The organism is Saccharopolyspora sp. NPDC003752 (genome assembly GCF_053605825.1).
In genome coordinates, this window is the sequence record NZ_JBSGJZ010000011.1 from 48,453 (window position 1) to 64,722 (window position 16,270).

The following is a 16,270-nucleotide window of genomic DNA, read 5'->3' on the forward strand; positions in this document are numbered from 1 at the left end:
GGCCGGCGTCGGCACGACCACGCTGCATTGGGCGAGCTGAGACCGCTTCCGGGTGGTCGCCGGGGTCGGCGTGCGGGGTCGGGTGGGGCGGGTTCTAGCCGGTGGCGGGAATCCGGCCCAGAGATGATCTCATCCGGCTCAGGGCCCCACGTGCCCCCGCGCTCGCGGCGGGCTGCTCGCGGCTCGGTTCTCCCGGGTCCCGAAATCCGGCCGACTTCCTCCATCCTATGTGGACTGCACGGCCCGGTCGGCGAGCGATGATCCCGCTCGATGCGCGGTCGACCTCGCCGTGCGGGGCGAGGGACCAGCACCGGCCGGGCTCAAGACGTCGTCGGCAACGTCCTGCCCGCGATCGCGGTGCTCCCGGTGGCCGGATGACGGCGCCGCATATCTGATCCGGGCGGAAATCATTCGTCTCCGGCCTCGCCGATCGCATGGCGAACTCCGCATTCGGTGCCGAACGCGTTGAGCGGCCGTGCTGAAAACCGGTATCGAAATCGATCAGCTTTTCATCCTCTGCGGAATGCCTGTATCTCTGGGTCGTGAGTGCTTGTGGCTGCTGTGGCGACCATAGGCACTCACGACCCTTGTGCGTGGGTGGCCATACGGGCACCCCTGAAGGACACGCCACCGAGGCGGTGTCGCCCTCCCTGGAATCTGACAGCATCGGTGGGTACGGCAGCCAGCCCAGCGCGGTTTCTTCCAGAAAGGGCACTCATGCCTTCCAGTCGCCTACCTGAGAACAGGTCCGGAGGTGCCGGCGGCAACCCGGCCGTGCGGGCGGAGGATCTGCCTACCTCGTCTGATGGGCGAGTCGGCATGCGACTTGATGAAATCGTTCAGCGTTACGACGCGGGTGCGCTTTCGACGACGGATTTGCTCGCCGAATTGGTGGAGCACGCGAAGCGTCCCCTGTCGGAAGGGCAGCGCGGTTTGTGGGCGCTGCACAAGATGGAGCCGGACACGTATTCGTACAACGTGCCGGTATGCCTATTGTGCGAGCACGTCGACCAAGCCGCTCTTGAGGACGCATTTCGCGATGCGGTATCGCGGTACCCGATTCTTTCGGCGGCCGTCCGGGAAGGGGACGGCGGGCCATCTTTGTCGCCTGGTGGCGCCGATCGTTTCCAGATCGAATACGCGGACATCTCGGATGTTCCCGCCGATGATGTGCTCGCGCACCTGAAGCGGAGAGCGCAGCGGCCGTTCGACCTGGCCGGCGAGCCCCTGATCCGGCTGTCCGTGCTGCGTCGTGGCGAGTCCGAGGTGTACGTCCTCGTGGTCGTCCACCACATCATCCTCGACGGGCCGTCGCTGTGCCTCGTGCTCGACACCTTCCTGCGCGCCTACCAGGCCCGGGTCGGTGGCCGTGAACCATCGCCCCGGCCCGGCGCCGCGGAGTTCGGCGAGTTCGTCGCGTGGGAGGACGAGTACCTCGGTGATGCTCGCGCCGAGCGCGACCGGGATTTCTGGAAGCGGGAGCTCGCCGGCAGAATTCCGCTCACCGGTTTGCCCACCGAGGCGACGCTGGCTCCTGACGCGCCGCACGAAGGCGAGGTGTGCATTCGGCGGTTGCCGAAGGAGCAGGCCGATGTCATCGCCTCGTTCGCCGCGGCGAACGGGATCATTCCCGGCGTTTTCCTGCTCGCCATTTTCAAGACATTGCTCCACCGGTACACGGGGCAGGAGGACATCGTCATCGGAATGCCGGTGTCCGGGCGCCCGTCGGAACGCTTCGAATCGTCGGTCGGCTATTTCATCAACACACTGCCCATTCGAAGCAAACCGGTCGCATCGGACGAATTCTCGCTGTTCGCCCAGCGGCTGCAATCAACGGTCTTCGAGGCGATCGACCACGCGGCCTATCCATTCCCCCGCATCGTGCGAGATCTCGATGATCGCGATGCGGATCTCCGGTCGCCGGTATTCCAGGTCGCCTACAACTACCAGAACTTCTCCCTCGCCGGAACTTTGCAGAACCTGGCGGACGAGCTCCGCGACGCCTGGCCGTTCCGGGTGGTGGAAGGTCTGCACCAACTCGGTGAGTACGACCTGACGCTGGACGTGGTTCCCGGTGACGGATTCGAACTCGTCTGGAAATACCACCCCGCCGCTTTTTCGGCCGCCACCATCGCGCGGATGGCCGACCACTTCGTCAACCTGATCGATGACGTCGTGGCCTCGGGCGGCCATGCCGAACTCGGCCGGCTGAACCTCCTGGGCGCCGCCGAGCGGCGGCTCCTCCTGGACGAGTGGAACCGCACGGACGTCGACCATCCCGAGGACCGGACGGTCTGGGACCTCTTCGCGGAGCGGGCGGAATCGGATCCGGACGCGCCCGCGGTGACCTGCGGGGAACAGACCCTGACCTACCGCGAACTCGCCGATCGCAGCTCGGCGCTGGCCGATGCGCTGCTGCGCCGAGGCGTCGGGGCCGGGGACAACGTGGGGGTTTGCTTCGAGCGTTCGCTCGATCTGATCGTGGGCCTGCTCGCGATCATGAAGCGAGGCGCGGCGTACGTGCCGTTGGATCCCGACTTCCCGGCCGAGCGCCTCTCGTACATGATCCGGGACAGCGGGGCCGAGCTCGTCGTCTGCCACGAGGCCGTGATGGGCGCGTTGTCCGCAGTGGACACCCACGGGGCGAGTCTCCACGTGACGGACCGCCCGGACGACGGCGGTGACGAGGTGCGGGAACCGCGGGCCGCGCGTCCCGCGTCGACGCCTGGTGTCGCGTACACCATCTACACCTCGGGCAGCACCGGAGCGCCCAAGGGAGTGGTGGTTCCGCATCGGGCGCTGACCAATTTCCTGCTGGCCATGGCCGGGACCTTCGAGGTGACCGCGCGCGACCGGCTGCTGGCCGTCACCACGTACAGCTTCGACATCGCCGGTTTGGAGCTCTACCTGCCGCTGATCACCGGCGGGCATTGCCGCATCTGCGATTCGACGACGGTCAAGGACGCCACGTTGCTCGCCGCGGAGGTGGACGAGTGGCGGCCCACTCTCATGCAGGCCACCCCCGCTACCTGGGCCATGCTGCTGCGCGTGGGGTGGCAGAACCCCTGCGGGGTCAAGATCCTCTGCGGTGGGGAGGCGTTGCCGGAGAACCTCAAGGACCAGCTCGTTTCCCGTGGCGAGGCTTGGAACCTGTACGGGCCGACGGAAACCACGATCTGGTCGACGGCGCGGCGGTTGCGCCGCGACGAGCCGGTGACCATCGGAACGCCGATCGCGAACACGCGGTTGTACGTCCTCGACGAGAACATGCAGCCGGTGCCCGTCGGGGTTCCGGGCGAACTGTGCATTTCGGGCCGTGGTGTCGCGCTGGGATACCACCGGAAGCAGGACCTGACGGCGCAGCGCTTCGTGGAGAACCCGTTCGTCCGCGGCGAGCGCCTCTACCGGACCGGTGACGTCGCGCGCCGGCTGCCCAATGGCGAAATCGTCCTGCTCGGGCGGATGGACAACCAGATCAAGCTCCGCGGTTACCGCATCGAGCTCGGTGAGATCGAGGCCGTCCTCAACGGCCATCCGGACGTCGCGAACAGCGTTGTCGTGGTGGAGCGCAAAGGCCGATCGGAACGGCTCGCCGCGTATTTCACGGTGCACGGCGACAGCGCCATCGACCCCAAGGCGCTGCGCGCGCATCTGGAGAAGACCCTCCCGGCCTACATGGTGCCGAGTGCGTTCGTGGCGCTGGAATCCTTCCCGCTCACGGCCAACGGCAAGATCGATCGGGCGCGGCTGAGCGACTCCGGTGAGCAGGCGCCGGTCGCGCGGTCCACCTCCGATGCCGCCGCGGGCGCGGTCCGCGTCGAGCGGAGTGTGCGCAAGATCTTCGGCGAGGTGCTCGGCCGCGAGGACGTCGACCGCGACGAAGCGTTCTTCGAGGCGGGCGGCGACTCCTTCTCCGCCATCGAAGTGGTGGAGGAGATCAACCGGACCTTCGGGTGCCGGCTGCGGCCGGTGGCGCTGTTCTCGAACCCGTCGATCGCGGCCATGGCTCGGCATGTGGCCGGGCTGCTGCCATCGGAAGCGGCATCCCCGGCGCACGCAGCAGTGCAGAGCGCGCCCCGGCAGCTCGATCCGCTTCCCGACGGGCGTGCGGAGGAGCCTGCCATCGATGACGGATATCTCGACGACTCGATCGCAGTGGTCGGCATGTCGTGCCACTTCCCCGGGGCCGAGAACCCCCGGGAGTTCTGGCGCAATCTTCAGGAAGGCAATGGCGGCAGCACGTTCTGGTCGCCCGAGGAGCTGCGCGCGCTCGGGGTGCCGGACGAACTGATCGGTCGGCCCGGGTACGTGCCGCAGCGGGCGGTCATCGAGGGCAAAGCGGAATTCGATCCGGCGTTCTTCGGGATCTCGCCGCGCGACGCCGAGCTCATGGACCCGCAGGGACGTCTCCTGCTGCTGCACGCGTGGAAGGCGTTGGAAGACGCCGGATACCGCCCGGAGGACGTTCCCAACACCAGCGTCTTCACGTCGACGAGCAACAACTTCTACCAGGCGCTGTTGCCGAGCCTGATGGAGAACGCGGCGGGCGCGCGAGTTCTGGCCAGCAATGAGGGTTACGTGGCCTGGCTGCTCTCGCAGGGCGGCAGCGTGCCCACGATGATTTCGAGCAAGTTGGGGCTGAGCGGCCCCAGCATGGCCGTGAGCACCAACTGCTCCTCGGCGTTGAGCGGACTCCACCTCGCGTGCCAGGGATTGCTCTCCGGCGAGGTCGATCAGGCACTGGTCGGCGCGGCCAGCCTCTTCTCCACGATGGAGCTGGGCTACGTGCACCAGCCGGGCCTGAACTTCTCGAGCGACGGGCGTTGCAAACCGTTCGACGACACGGCCGACGGCATGACCGGCGGTGAAGGGGTGGGCGTCGTCGTTCTCAAGCGCGCCCGCGATGCTTTCGCCGACGGCGACCACGTCTACTGCCTGATCCGTGGGGTGGCGGTCAACAACGACGGCGGTGACAAGGCCGGGTTCTACGCCCCGAGCGTACGAGGCCAGGTCGACGTCATCCGCAAGGCGCTGGACAAGTCGGGCGTGGACCCCGAGTCGATCCGCTACGTCGAGGCGCACGGCACGGGCACCAAGCTGGGCGATCCCATCGAGGTCGCGGCGCTGACCGAGGCGTACCGGCACTTCACGGACCGGAGCCGGTACTGCGGGATCGGCTCGGTCAAGAGCAACATCGGCCACCTCGACGCCGCCGCCGGGATCGCCGGCCTGATCAAGCTGGCCCTGAGCCTCCACCACGGCGAGGTCCCGAGATCCCTGAACTGCGACGTGCCGAACACGCAGATCGATTGGGAGAACTCCCCGTTCTTCGTGGTCGACCAGAACCTGCCGCTGAGCAGGACGGGCTCCGAGCCCCCGCGGGCGGGGCTGAGCTCGTTCGGCGTGGGCGGCACCAATGTGCACGTGGTGCTTGAGCAGGTGGCCCCGCGTTCGCGCGTGGTGCCTTCCGCTGAGAGGAGTTCGGGGGCGCATCTGGTCGTCCTCTCGGCTCGGGACGGCGAACGCCTCGAAGCCCTCGCCCGGGATCTCCTGGCGTTCTTGCCGGAGTACCGCGGGGACCTGGCGTCGCTGGCGTACACGCTGCAGACCGGGCGGCGGGAGATGGCCAGCCGGATCGCGTTCATCGCGGACGACTTCGAGACGTTGGCCGCGCAGCTCGGCGCCTACGTCGAAGGGAATGTGCCGGAAGCGGCTTTCGCCGGCACCGTCCGGCGCCAGGACGACGAACTGGTATCGCTGTTCGCCCGAACCGAGCAGCTCCAGGCGCTCGCTGCGGAATGGTTCGAGCGCGGTGAGTGGGAGAAGGTCGCACCCCTGTGGGTCAGCGGCATCGACATCGCCTGGAACTCGTACTACGGCGCGCAGGTGCCAGGACGGGTGAGCCTGCCGACGTACCCGTTCGACACGAAGCCGTTCTGGCCGACCGCGGCAGCGGAACCGGTGAGGCCGAGGCAGCCCGTGCAAGCGCCGACTGCGTCTCACGAGAGCGCGCCGGTCGACGCTGATGCCGTGCTCGGGGCCGGAACCGATGGGGTCGAACGGTTCCTGGCGCGGCACCAGCAGAGCACGGCCGAGATGAACAGGATCCTGCGGCAGCTGATGCTCGCGCAGCTGTCGACGATCGGGCTCTTCCGCGAGCCCGCGCGGTACGAGCAGGTCGGGGCGGGCGTGATCGCGCCCGGCTTCGCGAAATGGCTCGACCACAGCGTGAACGTGCTGGTGGACGGCGGCGAGCTCGTCCGCGAGGGCGACTTCCTGCGGACGCAGGACGGCGCGCCGGACGCCGAGCAGGCGTGGCGGACCTGGCGTGCGTGGAAGAACGGGCGCGGCAGCGATCCGGAGCTGGCGGCCAAGACCGCGCTGGTCGAGCGCATGGTCGAGGCCATGCCGGCGATCCTGACGGGAGAGCTGCCGGCCACGAGCATCATGTTCCCCGGCGGGACGCTGGAACTCGTCGAGGCGGTCTACCGGCGGAATGCGACCGCCGACTACTTCAACGCGATGACAGCCGGCGCGGTGCGCTCCGAGGTGGCGGAGCTCGTTCGCGGAGCCCGATCCGAGATCCGGGTGCTGGAGATCGGCGCCGGCACCGGGAGCGCCAGTGATCGCGTGTTCGAGCAGCTGGAGAGCTTCGAGCGCGATATCGCGGAGTACTGCTACACCGACATTTCCAAGGCGTTCCTGATCGAAGCGGAAAAGCGGTTCTCGCCGCGCGTTCCGTACCTGACGTGCAGGACGTTCAACGTGGAACTGCCTCCCGGCGAGCAGGGATTCGCGGCGGGGCACTACGACATCGTCATCGCCAACAACGTGCTGCACGCGACCAGGGACGTCGTGGAATCCGTCGAGCACGCCCGGGCGCTGCTCCGCCCTGGCGGTGTTCTCCTGCTCAACGAGCTCGCCGAGAACGAGCTGTGGTCGCACCTGACCTTCGGGTTCCTCGACGGCTGGTGGCGCTACACGGACGGATGGCGCATCGATGGTGGCCCTGCGCTGTCGTCGGATTCGTGGCGAGACGTGCTCCGCGGCAAGGGATTCGACGCGGTGCACTTCCCGGCGGAGCGGGCCCGGTCGTTGGGGCTGCAGACCGTGGTGGCGCGGGTTGGTGCGCCGGCGTCGCTTCCCGCCCCGGGGAAGGCCGATCGGGCAGTCTCGCTCGAAACGCACGTCGAAGAGGCCCTCGTCCGGGGCCTGATGGCCTCGTTGAAGCTCCGCAGGGAAGAACTGGAGGACGACAAGCCCTTCGCCGACTACGGGCTGGACTCGCTCACGGGCGTCAACCTGGTGCAGCAGCTCAACGAGTCGCTGGGCACCGACCTGGATCCCAGCGTCCTGTTCGACAATCCCTCCATCCGGCGGCTGGTGAGATTCGTCCTGGCGGAGCACGGCGACGCGATCACAGCCGACGAGGAACCGGAGACGAGCCCGATCCCCGCTCCGGTCGAACCTGCGCGCGTCGAGGTGCCACGGACCATCGAGGCGCCGCGCGTCACCGAAGCGCCACGCACCACCGAGGCGCCGCGCACCACCGAAGCGCCACGCTCCGCCGGGGCGCCTCGGGGCGGCGACCCCATTGCCATCGTCGGCATGAGCGGCCGGTTCCCGGGTGCGCGGAACGTCGATGAGTTCTGGCGCCAGCTGGTCGAGGGCCGCGACCCGGTGACCCCTGCGTCCCGCTGGGACCTGTCGTCCCTCCGGAGCCGGTGCGCGGACGGCGGATTCATGGACGGCATCTACGAGTTCGATCCGCTGTTCTTCGGGATTTCCGGGGTGGAAGCCTCCTACATGGAGCCGCAGCAGCGGTTGTTCCTCCAGGAGGCGTGGAAGGCGCTGGAGGACGCGGGCCACGCGGGCGAGTCGCTCGACCGCGAGCGTTGCGGGATCTACGTCGGTTGCGGCGCCGGTGACTACTTCGACCTGACGACGTCGTCCGATTACCCGGCGCAGGCGTTCTGGGGCAACATGAGCTCGCTGGTGCCCTCCAGGATGGCGTACTACCTGGACCTGCACGGACCGGCGATGGCCGTCGACACCGCGTGCTCCAGCTCGCTGGTGTCCATGTACCTGGCGTGCCAGGGGTTGTGGGCGGGTGAGGCCGATCTGGCGATCGCCGGCGGCGTCTTCGTCCAGTGCTCGCCCCGGCTCTACATCGCGGGATCGCGCGCCGGGATGCTGTCCCCGACCGGAAGGTGCCACACGTTCGACCAGGCCGCCGACGGATTCGTCCCCGCCGAAGGCGTCGGAGCGCTGGTCCTGAAGCGGCTTTCGGATGCCGAGGCCGACGGGGACCACATCTACGGCGTGGTCCGCGGGATCGGCATCAACCAGGACGGCACGACCAACGGGATCACCGCGCCGAACGGGAATTCCCAGGAGAAGTTGATCGGGCAGATCTACCGGGACTTCGAGATCGACCCCGAGGGGATACAACTGGTCGAGGCGCACGGCACCGGGACGAAGCTCGGCGACCCGGTGGAGTTCAACGCGCTCGTACGGGCGTTCCGGGCCCACACGAGCGAGGAGCACTTCTGCTCGCTGGGGTCGAGCAAGGCCAACATCGGCCACGCCCAAGCCGCGGCCGGCGTGATCGGGATCATCAAGACGCTCCTGGCCATGAAGCACGAGACGATGCCCGGGCTCCTGCACTACCGGACGACCAATCCCGGCATCGCGCTGGAGGGCAGCCCGTTCTACGTGCACGCGGAGCCGAGGGCGTGGGTCGTCCCGCAAGGCGGCAAGCGGCGCGCCGCGATCACGTCGCTCGGTGCCAGCGGGACGAACGCCCACGTCGTCATCGAGGAGGCGCCGGCATCGCCCCGGCGGAGCAGGCCCGCAATTTCCATTGAAATCGAAGGTCCGATTTCAATGGAAATTGCGGCAAGGCCGGGAGGCCCCCGGCTGATCGCGCTGTCGGCGCGAACGGGGGAGGCCCTGCGCCAGCAGGTGGCCGATCTCGCGCGTGCATGCCGGGAGCGCCGGGATCTGGATCTCGGCGATGTGAGCTACACGCTCCTGCTCGGGCGGACGCACTTCCAGCACCGGTGGGCCCGCGTGGTCGACGATGTGGCCGAGCTGGAACGCGCGCTCACCGCTTGGCTTTCCGGCGAAGGCGATTCCCCCGGAACCGAGGCCGGGCGGCCGCACGTCCTCGCCGCGGAGTACCTCGACGGACGGACACCCGATTTCGGCGAGTTGTTCCGGGACGGGCGCTACGGGCGCGTGCCGTTGCCGGTCTACCCCTTCGACCGGAACCAGTACGAATTGCCGAGCGATGTATCGCCCAACGGCGTGCTGCTGAGCGGTATTTCGCCGAGCCGCGATCGCCAGCAGGACAGCACGACGCTCACCGGTGACGAGTTCTACCTGCGCGATCACCGGGTGCAGGGAACCGCCATCGTGCCGGGAGCGATGTACCTGCAGTGGGCCTACGCGGCCGCCCGGCAAAACGCCGGTGCCTCGGACGGGGACGCCGTTTGCTTGCACGACATCGCCTTCCTGCGCCCCCTCGGCGTGCCGGAGGGGCCACGCGCCCTGAAGGTGGAGCTTCGCCCGGAGGGCAGCGGAACCCGCTTCGAGGTGCATTCCGCGGCCGCGAACGCCGGCGGTGAGTCGGTGATCCATTGCCAGGGCGGGATTTCGCACCCCGATCGGTCGGCGCAGCCGGTGATCGACCTGTCCGCGATGCTCCGGGACTTCCGGCGTACCGCGACTGGACCCGAGCGCTTCTACGAGGAGTACCGGGAGCTCGGGATCGAGTACGGTCCGGCGTTCCAGGGCCGCGGCGCGGTGTACGAGGCCGAAGGGGCGGTGCTCGCGGAGCTGAACCTGCCGGACGTGGTGCTGGACACCGCGCGCAGCTTCGCGCTGCACCCGTCGCTGGTGGATTCGGCGATGCAGTGCATGAGGCTGCTCGTCGGATCCGGCGACGAGCAGCGCGACGTCGGGTTGGTCTTCTCCATCAAGAAGGCGGAGATCTTCGCACCGTGCTCCGAGAAGATGTGGGCCTGGGTCCGCTGGAGCGACGACGCCCGGGACGCCGGACGAATCGACATCGACCTGGCCGACGACCGCGGCAAGGTGTGCCTCGCCCTCCGGGGGATCACGGGCCGCCGCACCGCGCGCACGGCCGCCCCTGACGAGGCGGGCGAGTCGGAGGCTGTCGCACTGCTGCCCACGTGGGCCCCGGCCCGCGAGGTCGAGACCGAGACCTGGCCGCGGACCGCCGAATCGATCGGCATCATCGCGGCGACGCAGGACGCGCGCGACGTCCTGGTCGCGAGGTACCCGTCGGCGCACGTGCTGGCAGTTCCACAGAACGGTTCGCAGCACGACATCGAAACCGCCATTCGGTCCGCACCCGCGCTCGACCACCTGATCTGGGTGGCACCCGAGTACTCGGAGGCGGCATCCGGCGAGGGCATCGTCGATGGCCAATCCGCCGGCACGCTGCAGGTCTTCCGCACGGTGAAAGCGCTGCTCGCCGCCGGCTACGGCAACCGCTCCCTGGGGTGGACCGTGATCACGAACCGCGCGCACCAGGTGCACGAGGCCGAGCCGGTCGATCCGACCAACGCCGGCGTCGCGGGCCTGGCCGGCTCGGTGGCGAAGGAGTACCCGAACTGGAAGATGCGGATGGTGGACGTGGACGCGTACGACACCGCGTCGTTGTCCGCCGTGCTGAGCCTGCCCGCCGATCCGGACGGCAACATGCGGATTCGCCGGAGCAGCACGTGGTTCCGGCAGCACCTGACGCCCGTTCGCCCGAGTTCGCCGACGTCATCCCGGCTGCGGGCAGGCGGGACCTACGTCATCGTCGGCGGGGCTGGTGGATTGGGAACGGCCATCAGCGAATACTTGATCCGCCAGTACGGCGCGCAGGTGGTGTGGCTCGGGCGAAGCGCGCAGGACGCGCGCATCGAGGCCGCCATCGCCGCAGCAGCGGGCTCCGGCGGACCCGCACCGCTTTACCTGCAGGCCGATGCCACCAGCACCGAGTCCCTCCGGCAGGCGCGGGACGAGATCGAACGGCGTTTCGGGAGCGTGCACGGCGTCATCCACTCCGGACTGGTCTTCTCGGGTGCGAGCCTGGCCAAGATGACCGAGGCGGAATTCCACGACGTGCTCCGGGGCAAGGTCGACGCGAGCGTGCGGCTGCTGGACGTTTTCGGCGGCGACTCGCTGGAGGTCGCGCTCTTCCTCTCGTCCATCAACTCGTACCTCAAAGCCATCAAGCAGGCGAACTACGCCGCCGCCTGCACGTTCGTGGATTCCTTCGCGCACGCGGTGGAACGCCGCCACGGATGCGCCGCCAAGGTGATCAACCTCGGCTACTGCTTCAACAACGCGGTGGCGGAGAACGACCGCGCGGCGGTGGTGGGCGCCGGCGTTCCGCTCATCCAGGCGAGCGAGCTCATGGCGGCGATCGAGCTGCTGTGCGCTGGACCGGTGGACCAGCTGACCCTGATGAAGTTCAGCCCGGCCTTGAACACCCGGGGAATCACCGTGGGAGACGACGAAGTCGTCCTCCGCTGGGACGAGCCTTCGCCGTCGTTGGCCGCGGTCCACTCCGACCACCGGGAGCTGCGAGATGCGTTCGCCGATCTAGAGCGGCTGCGTGCACGAACCAAGGAACTGAACGCGCTCGTGATCTGATCGCGCAATTTCGGAGGGACCGATCATGAAACGGCTGCTGTGCGACTTCCTGTGGTCTCACCTGCGTGTTCTCGGGGCGTTCAGCCGATCCGAGCAGACGTTGGGTGCGGCGCGGGAAGCGGCCGGTCTGCTGCCGGTGTACGACTTGTGGTTCGCCGAGTGCGTTCGCGTCCTCGACGTCGAGGGCTACCTCGAACGCCGGGACGACAGCATCCTGGTCGGCGAAGCCCGGGGGCACCGGCCGCTCGATGAGCTGTGGCGCGAGTGGGAGGCGGAAAAGCCGCACTGGCAGGGGAATCCCGACCTGGCCGCCACCCATCTGCTGGTGGAGACGACGCTCCGGGTCCTGCCCGACATCGTCACCGGGAAGCGGCGCGCCACGGAGGTCATGTTCCCGGGCGGGTCGGTGGAACTGGTCGAGAACGCGTACAAGTCCAACCCGGCATCGATCTACTTCAGCACGGCACTCGCCGCCAAGCTGGTCGCCCACCTGCGGCGCCGGGCCGATGCCGAGCCCGGTTTCGAGCCGCGGATCCTGGAGATCGGCGCGGGCACCGGTGCGACGAGCGCCATCGTCCTGGACGCCATCCGGGCCGAGGGCCTGGCGGTGCGGGAGTACCGCTACACGGATCTCTCCCGGGCGTTCCTGGAACACGCCGAGCGGTCCTACGGGCCGACCAGCCCGTTCCTGGCCTACGGCATCCTGGACATCGAGAACGCGGTGGCAGAGCAGGGAATCCCCGTCGGCGAGTACGACGTGGTCATCGCCGCCAACGTGCTGCACGCGACCCGGAACATCCGGAACACGTTGCGAAACGCCAAGGCGCCCCTGAAGAGGGGCGGAATCCTGCTGCTCAACGAAGTGACGGCGAACAACTTCCTCAACGCGTTCACCTTCGGTCTGCTCGAAGGGTGGTGGCTCTACGACGACGCGGAGTCGCGCATCCCGGGCAGCCCCCTCCTGTCGGTCGAAGGCTGGCAGCGCGTCCTCGCCGAGGAGGGGTACGGGCCGGTCACCCTGCCGTTGCGGGAAGCCGCGGATCTCGGTCAGCAGATCATCGTGGCCGAGAGCGACGGGGTCGTGCGGCAGGCGAGCACGGCGGCGCGCGAGTCCGCGCCGGATCGAGCGCCGGAGCCGGTTGAGAGAGCGCCGGTGCGCGAAAACCCGGCCGCGGTCAGCCCGAGCGGTGGGTCCGCGCCCGCGGATCGGCTGCTCGACCACGTTGCGGGAACAGTGCTCGACGTGCTCGCGGAATCGCTGCGCATCGACCGCTCCCGCATCGCGCGTGACGAGCCGTTCTCGAACTACGGCCTCGATTCCATCTTCGCCGTGAACGTCGCCCGTGCCGTCGGCGAGCAGCTCGACATCGACCTGGACATCACGGTGCTCTTCGAGCACGGCACCGTAGCGGATCTCAGCGAGTTCATCGTCACCGAATTCGCCTCCGAGATCCAAGCCCCGCTCCAGCCCGAAACCCCCGGCCCCAGCGGGGGCGCTCCCCCGGAAGTGAGCGCACCTGCCGGCGCGGTGCCGATCGGGGAGGAGACCGAGCCCGAGGGGATGGCCATCGTGGGGATGTCCGCGCGGTTCCCCCGGGCCGACGACATCGAGGAGTTCTGGCGAGTCGTCGAACAGGGCGAACGCTGCATCACCGGCCCGCCGATGCGGCGTGCGGACTGGGCGCTCCAGGGCGACGGCGTGGAGGTGGCCGCGATCCGGGGCGGGTTCATGGCCGAGATCCACGAATTCGACCCGCTCTTCTTCGGCATGTCGATGACCGAGGCGCGGCAGGTGACCCCCGAGCTCCGCTTGATGTTGATGGCGGCGTGGAACGCCATCGAGGACGCGGGCTATCAGCCCGCGGAGCTGCGGGCGCGGCCCACCGGGGTCTTCGTCGCCGCCACCGCCAGCGAGTACGAGCCCGGATCGCCGGACGCCGACGGCGGGCCGAGCCTGATGAGCTCTCCGGCGCCCGCGCTGATCCCCAATCGCATTTCCTACGCGTTCGACCTGCACGGTCCGAGCGAGCAGTGCGACACGACGTGCTCGTCATCGCTCGTGGCCCTGCACCGCGCCATCCGGTCCATCCGCGACGGGGAGTGCGACCAGGCCCTCGTCGGCGGCGTGAACCTGATCATGTCGCCGGCCCGCTTCGCCGGAATGCGGGCGGCGGGGATGCTCAGCCCCAGCGGGGACGTGCGCCCGTTCCAGCAGGACGCCGACGGCACCGTGCGCAGCGAGGGTGCCGGCGCCGTCCTGATCAAGCCGCTCAGCAGGGCGATCGACGACGGCGACACCATCTACGGCGTTGTGCGCGGCACCGGCGTCGCCCACGGCGGCAAGGGCGTGTCGTTCACGGCGCCGAACGTCCGCGGCATGAAGTCCGCCATCGCACGCGCCTACGCCGACGCGGGTATCGACCCCGGCACCGTCTCCTACGTCGAAGCCCACGGCATGAGCTCGATGCTGGCGGACAGCGCGGAGATCGCGGCGCTGCGCGCGAGCCTGGGAGGCGACACCGCTGCGCCGGACGGCGAAGACTCCGCCGTCTACCTCGGCAGCGTGAAGCCGTCCATCGGGCACACCGAGGTGTTCTCGGGTCTGGCAGCGCTGGTGAAAACGGTCCAGGCCGTGCGGCGCGGCGTGGTCCCGGCGATTCCCGGCTTCGGGGATCTGCACGAGAACATCTCCCTGGCGGGATCTCGGCTCCGGGTGGCCGCAGAGACCGTCCCGTGGCCCGTCCGCACCGGCGGCGACGGCCGTGCGCTCCCGCGTCGTGCGAGCATCAACAGCTTCGGGATCGGGGGCGTGAACGCGCACGCGGTGCTCGAACAGCACCTGCCCGCCCACGGCGATGACGCGCAGGAGAGCGACCTTTCGCCGCAGATCCTCGTGCTCTCGGCCAAGACCGGGAACGCACTTCGTGAACGGGCGAAGCAGTTCGTCGACTGGTCGACGAACGCGGGCCCGGAGAATTGGGCGGACGTCGCATACACCCTGCAGGTCGGGCGCGAGGCGATGGACTGCAGGCTGGCGCTGATCGCGGCCACCGCCGACGAGGCGGCCGAGGTGCTCCGCGGATGGCTCGACGACGACCCGGAGATGCGCGCGCGGGTGGCCGTCGCCGATGGTGCGCAGCGCGACCGCGGCATCGTCGACTCGTCCGCCGACACCGACGAGTTCCTCCGCTCCCTCGTGGCGCAGCGGCGCATGGATCTCCTGGCCGACCGCTGGGTGACGGGCGCGTCCGTGGATTGGAGCCTGCTGCACCAGGGGGCGCGACGCCGGAGGGTTCCGCTGCCGGGCTACCCGTTCGAACGGCGGATGTGCTTCGACATGCAGCCCCCGGGCCGGTCGGTCCCCGCACCGTCGCCCGTCGGTGAACACGCCGGCGCGGTCGGGCCGGAGGAATTCGTCACCGGCCTCGTGGCCTCGGTGCTGGGCCTGGAAAAGCACGAGGTCGACGGCTCGAAGGCGCTGGCCGACTACGGTCTCAACTCGCTGCTCCTGGTGGCGGTGCTGAGCCGCCTCCGCGGCGCGTTCCCGGCGTTCCAGCCGGATTGGCTCCAGCCGAACGACACCCTGGACGACGTGGTCGCGCGGTTGTCGACGGTGGCCGCGGACGGCAGCCTGCCCGAGGGCCCGCAGTTCCCGGAGCTCGTGCACCTCAACGGCGTGACCGAGGGCAGGCCGGTGTTCTGGATCCACGGTGCGTTGGCCAGCGTCGAGACGTACCGCACGATCGCCGCGAAGATCGACCGCCCGTTCTACGGAATCCAGGCCCGCGGCTTCATGACGGAGCACGCGCCCGTCGAAGGCATTCCGAAGATGGCCGAGTACTACACCGAGATCATCCGCGCGGTGCAGCCCGAGGGGCCCTACGACGTCGGCGGGTTCTGCCTGGGCGGAATCGTCTCCTACGAGATCACCCGCCTGCTTCAGCAGCAGGGGCAGGCGGTGAACTCGCTGATCATGGTGGACTCGCCGGACGGCACCGGCCTGGCGAAGTCGAACGCCGGCGGGTCCGCGACGGCCCGGAGCGCGGCCATCCAGGTGGTGAACTCGCTGCTCTGGCCGGCCGGGGTGAAGGACCTCGCCGAGGTGACGCGACTGCTGATCCACCAGGACGAGGTCGACGCCACGGTGGACGAGGCGGAACTCGTGCGGCAGCTCGCCGATCTCGCCGTCGAGCGGGGCCTGTCCATGAGCCGCGAGCAGATCGCGGACTTCACCCTCCGCAACATCGGGGTGCAGCTCGCCTACGGGCTCGCCGAGTACGAGGTCCGGCCGCTGGTGGACCCGACGGCCGTGAACTGCACGTACTTCCGCAACCGCAGGGGCCTCTTCCTCGGCGATCTCGAACCGTATTTCCAAGTGACCGGCGAGACCTTCTCCCTGGACCACGTCAACTACCGGCAGGACTGGGAGCGCGAGCTCCCGGCGCTGCGAGTGGTGGACATCGACGCGGCCAACCACATGACCATCCTGCACGACGACGGGCCGCTCGCCGCGATCGAGCAGGCGTGCGTGGAGACCTACGTCGAAGACGGTGCCGCCTGATGGAATCCGCTTTATCCGCCGAGACTTCACGATGCG

Annotated in this window: 2 protein-coding genes; both read left to right on the forward strand. The window is 68.9% G+C overall.

Features of this window, described 5'->3' with window-relative positions; translation table 11 throughout:
* Nucleotides 1–819: 819 nt before the first annotated feature.
* Nucleotides 820–11,673, forward strand: a complete 10,854-nt coding sequence (locus ACWEV3_RS16495; protein ID WP_452614684.1) for an amino acid adenylation domain-containing protein — start codon at nt 820–822, stop codon at nt 11,671–11,673.
* A gap of 25 nt (nt 11,674–11,698) precedes the next feature.
* Nucleotides 11,699–16,234, forward strand: a complete 4,536-nt coding sequence (locus tag ACWEV3_RS16500) for a beta-ketoacyl synthase N-terminal-like domain-containing protein (protein ID WP_452614685.1) — start codon at nt 11,699–11,701, stop codon at nt 16,232–16,234.
* Nucleotides 16,235–16,270 lie beyond the last annotated feature (36 nt).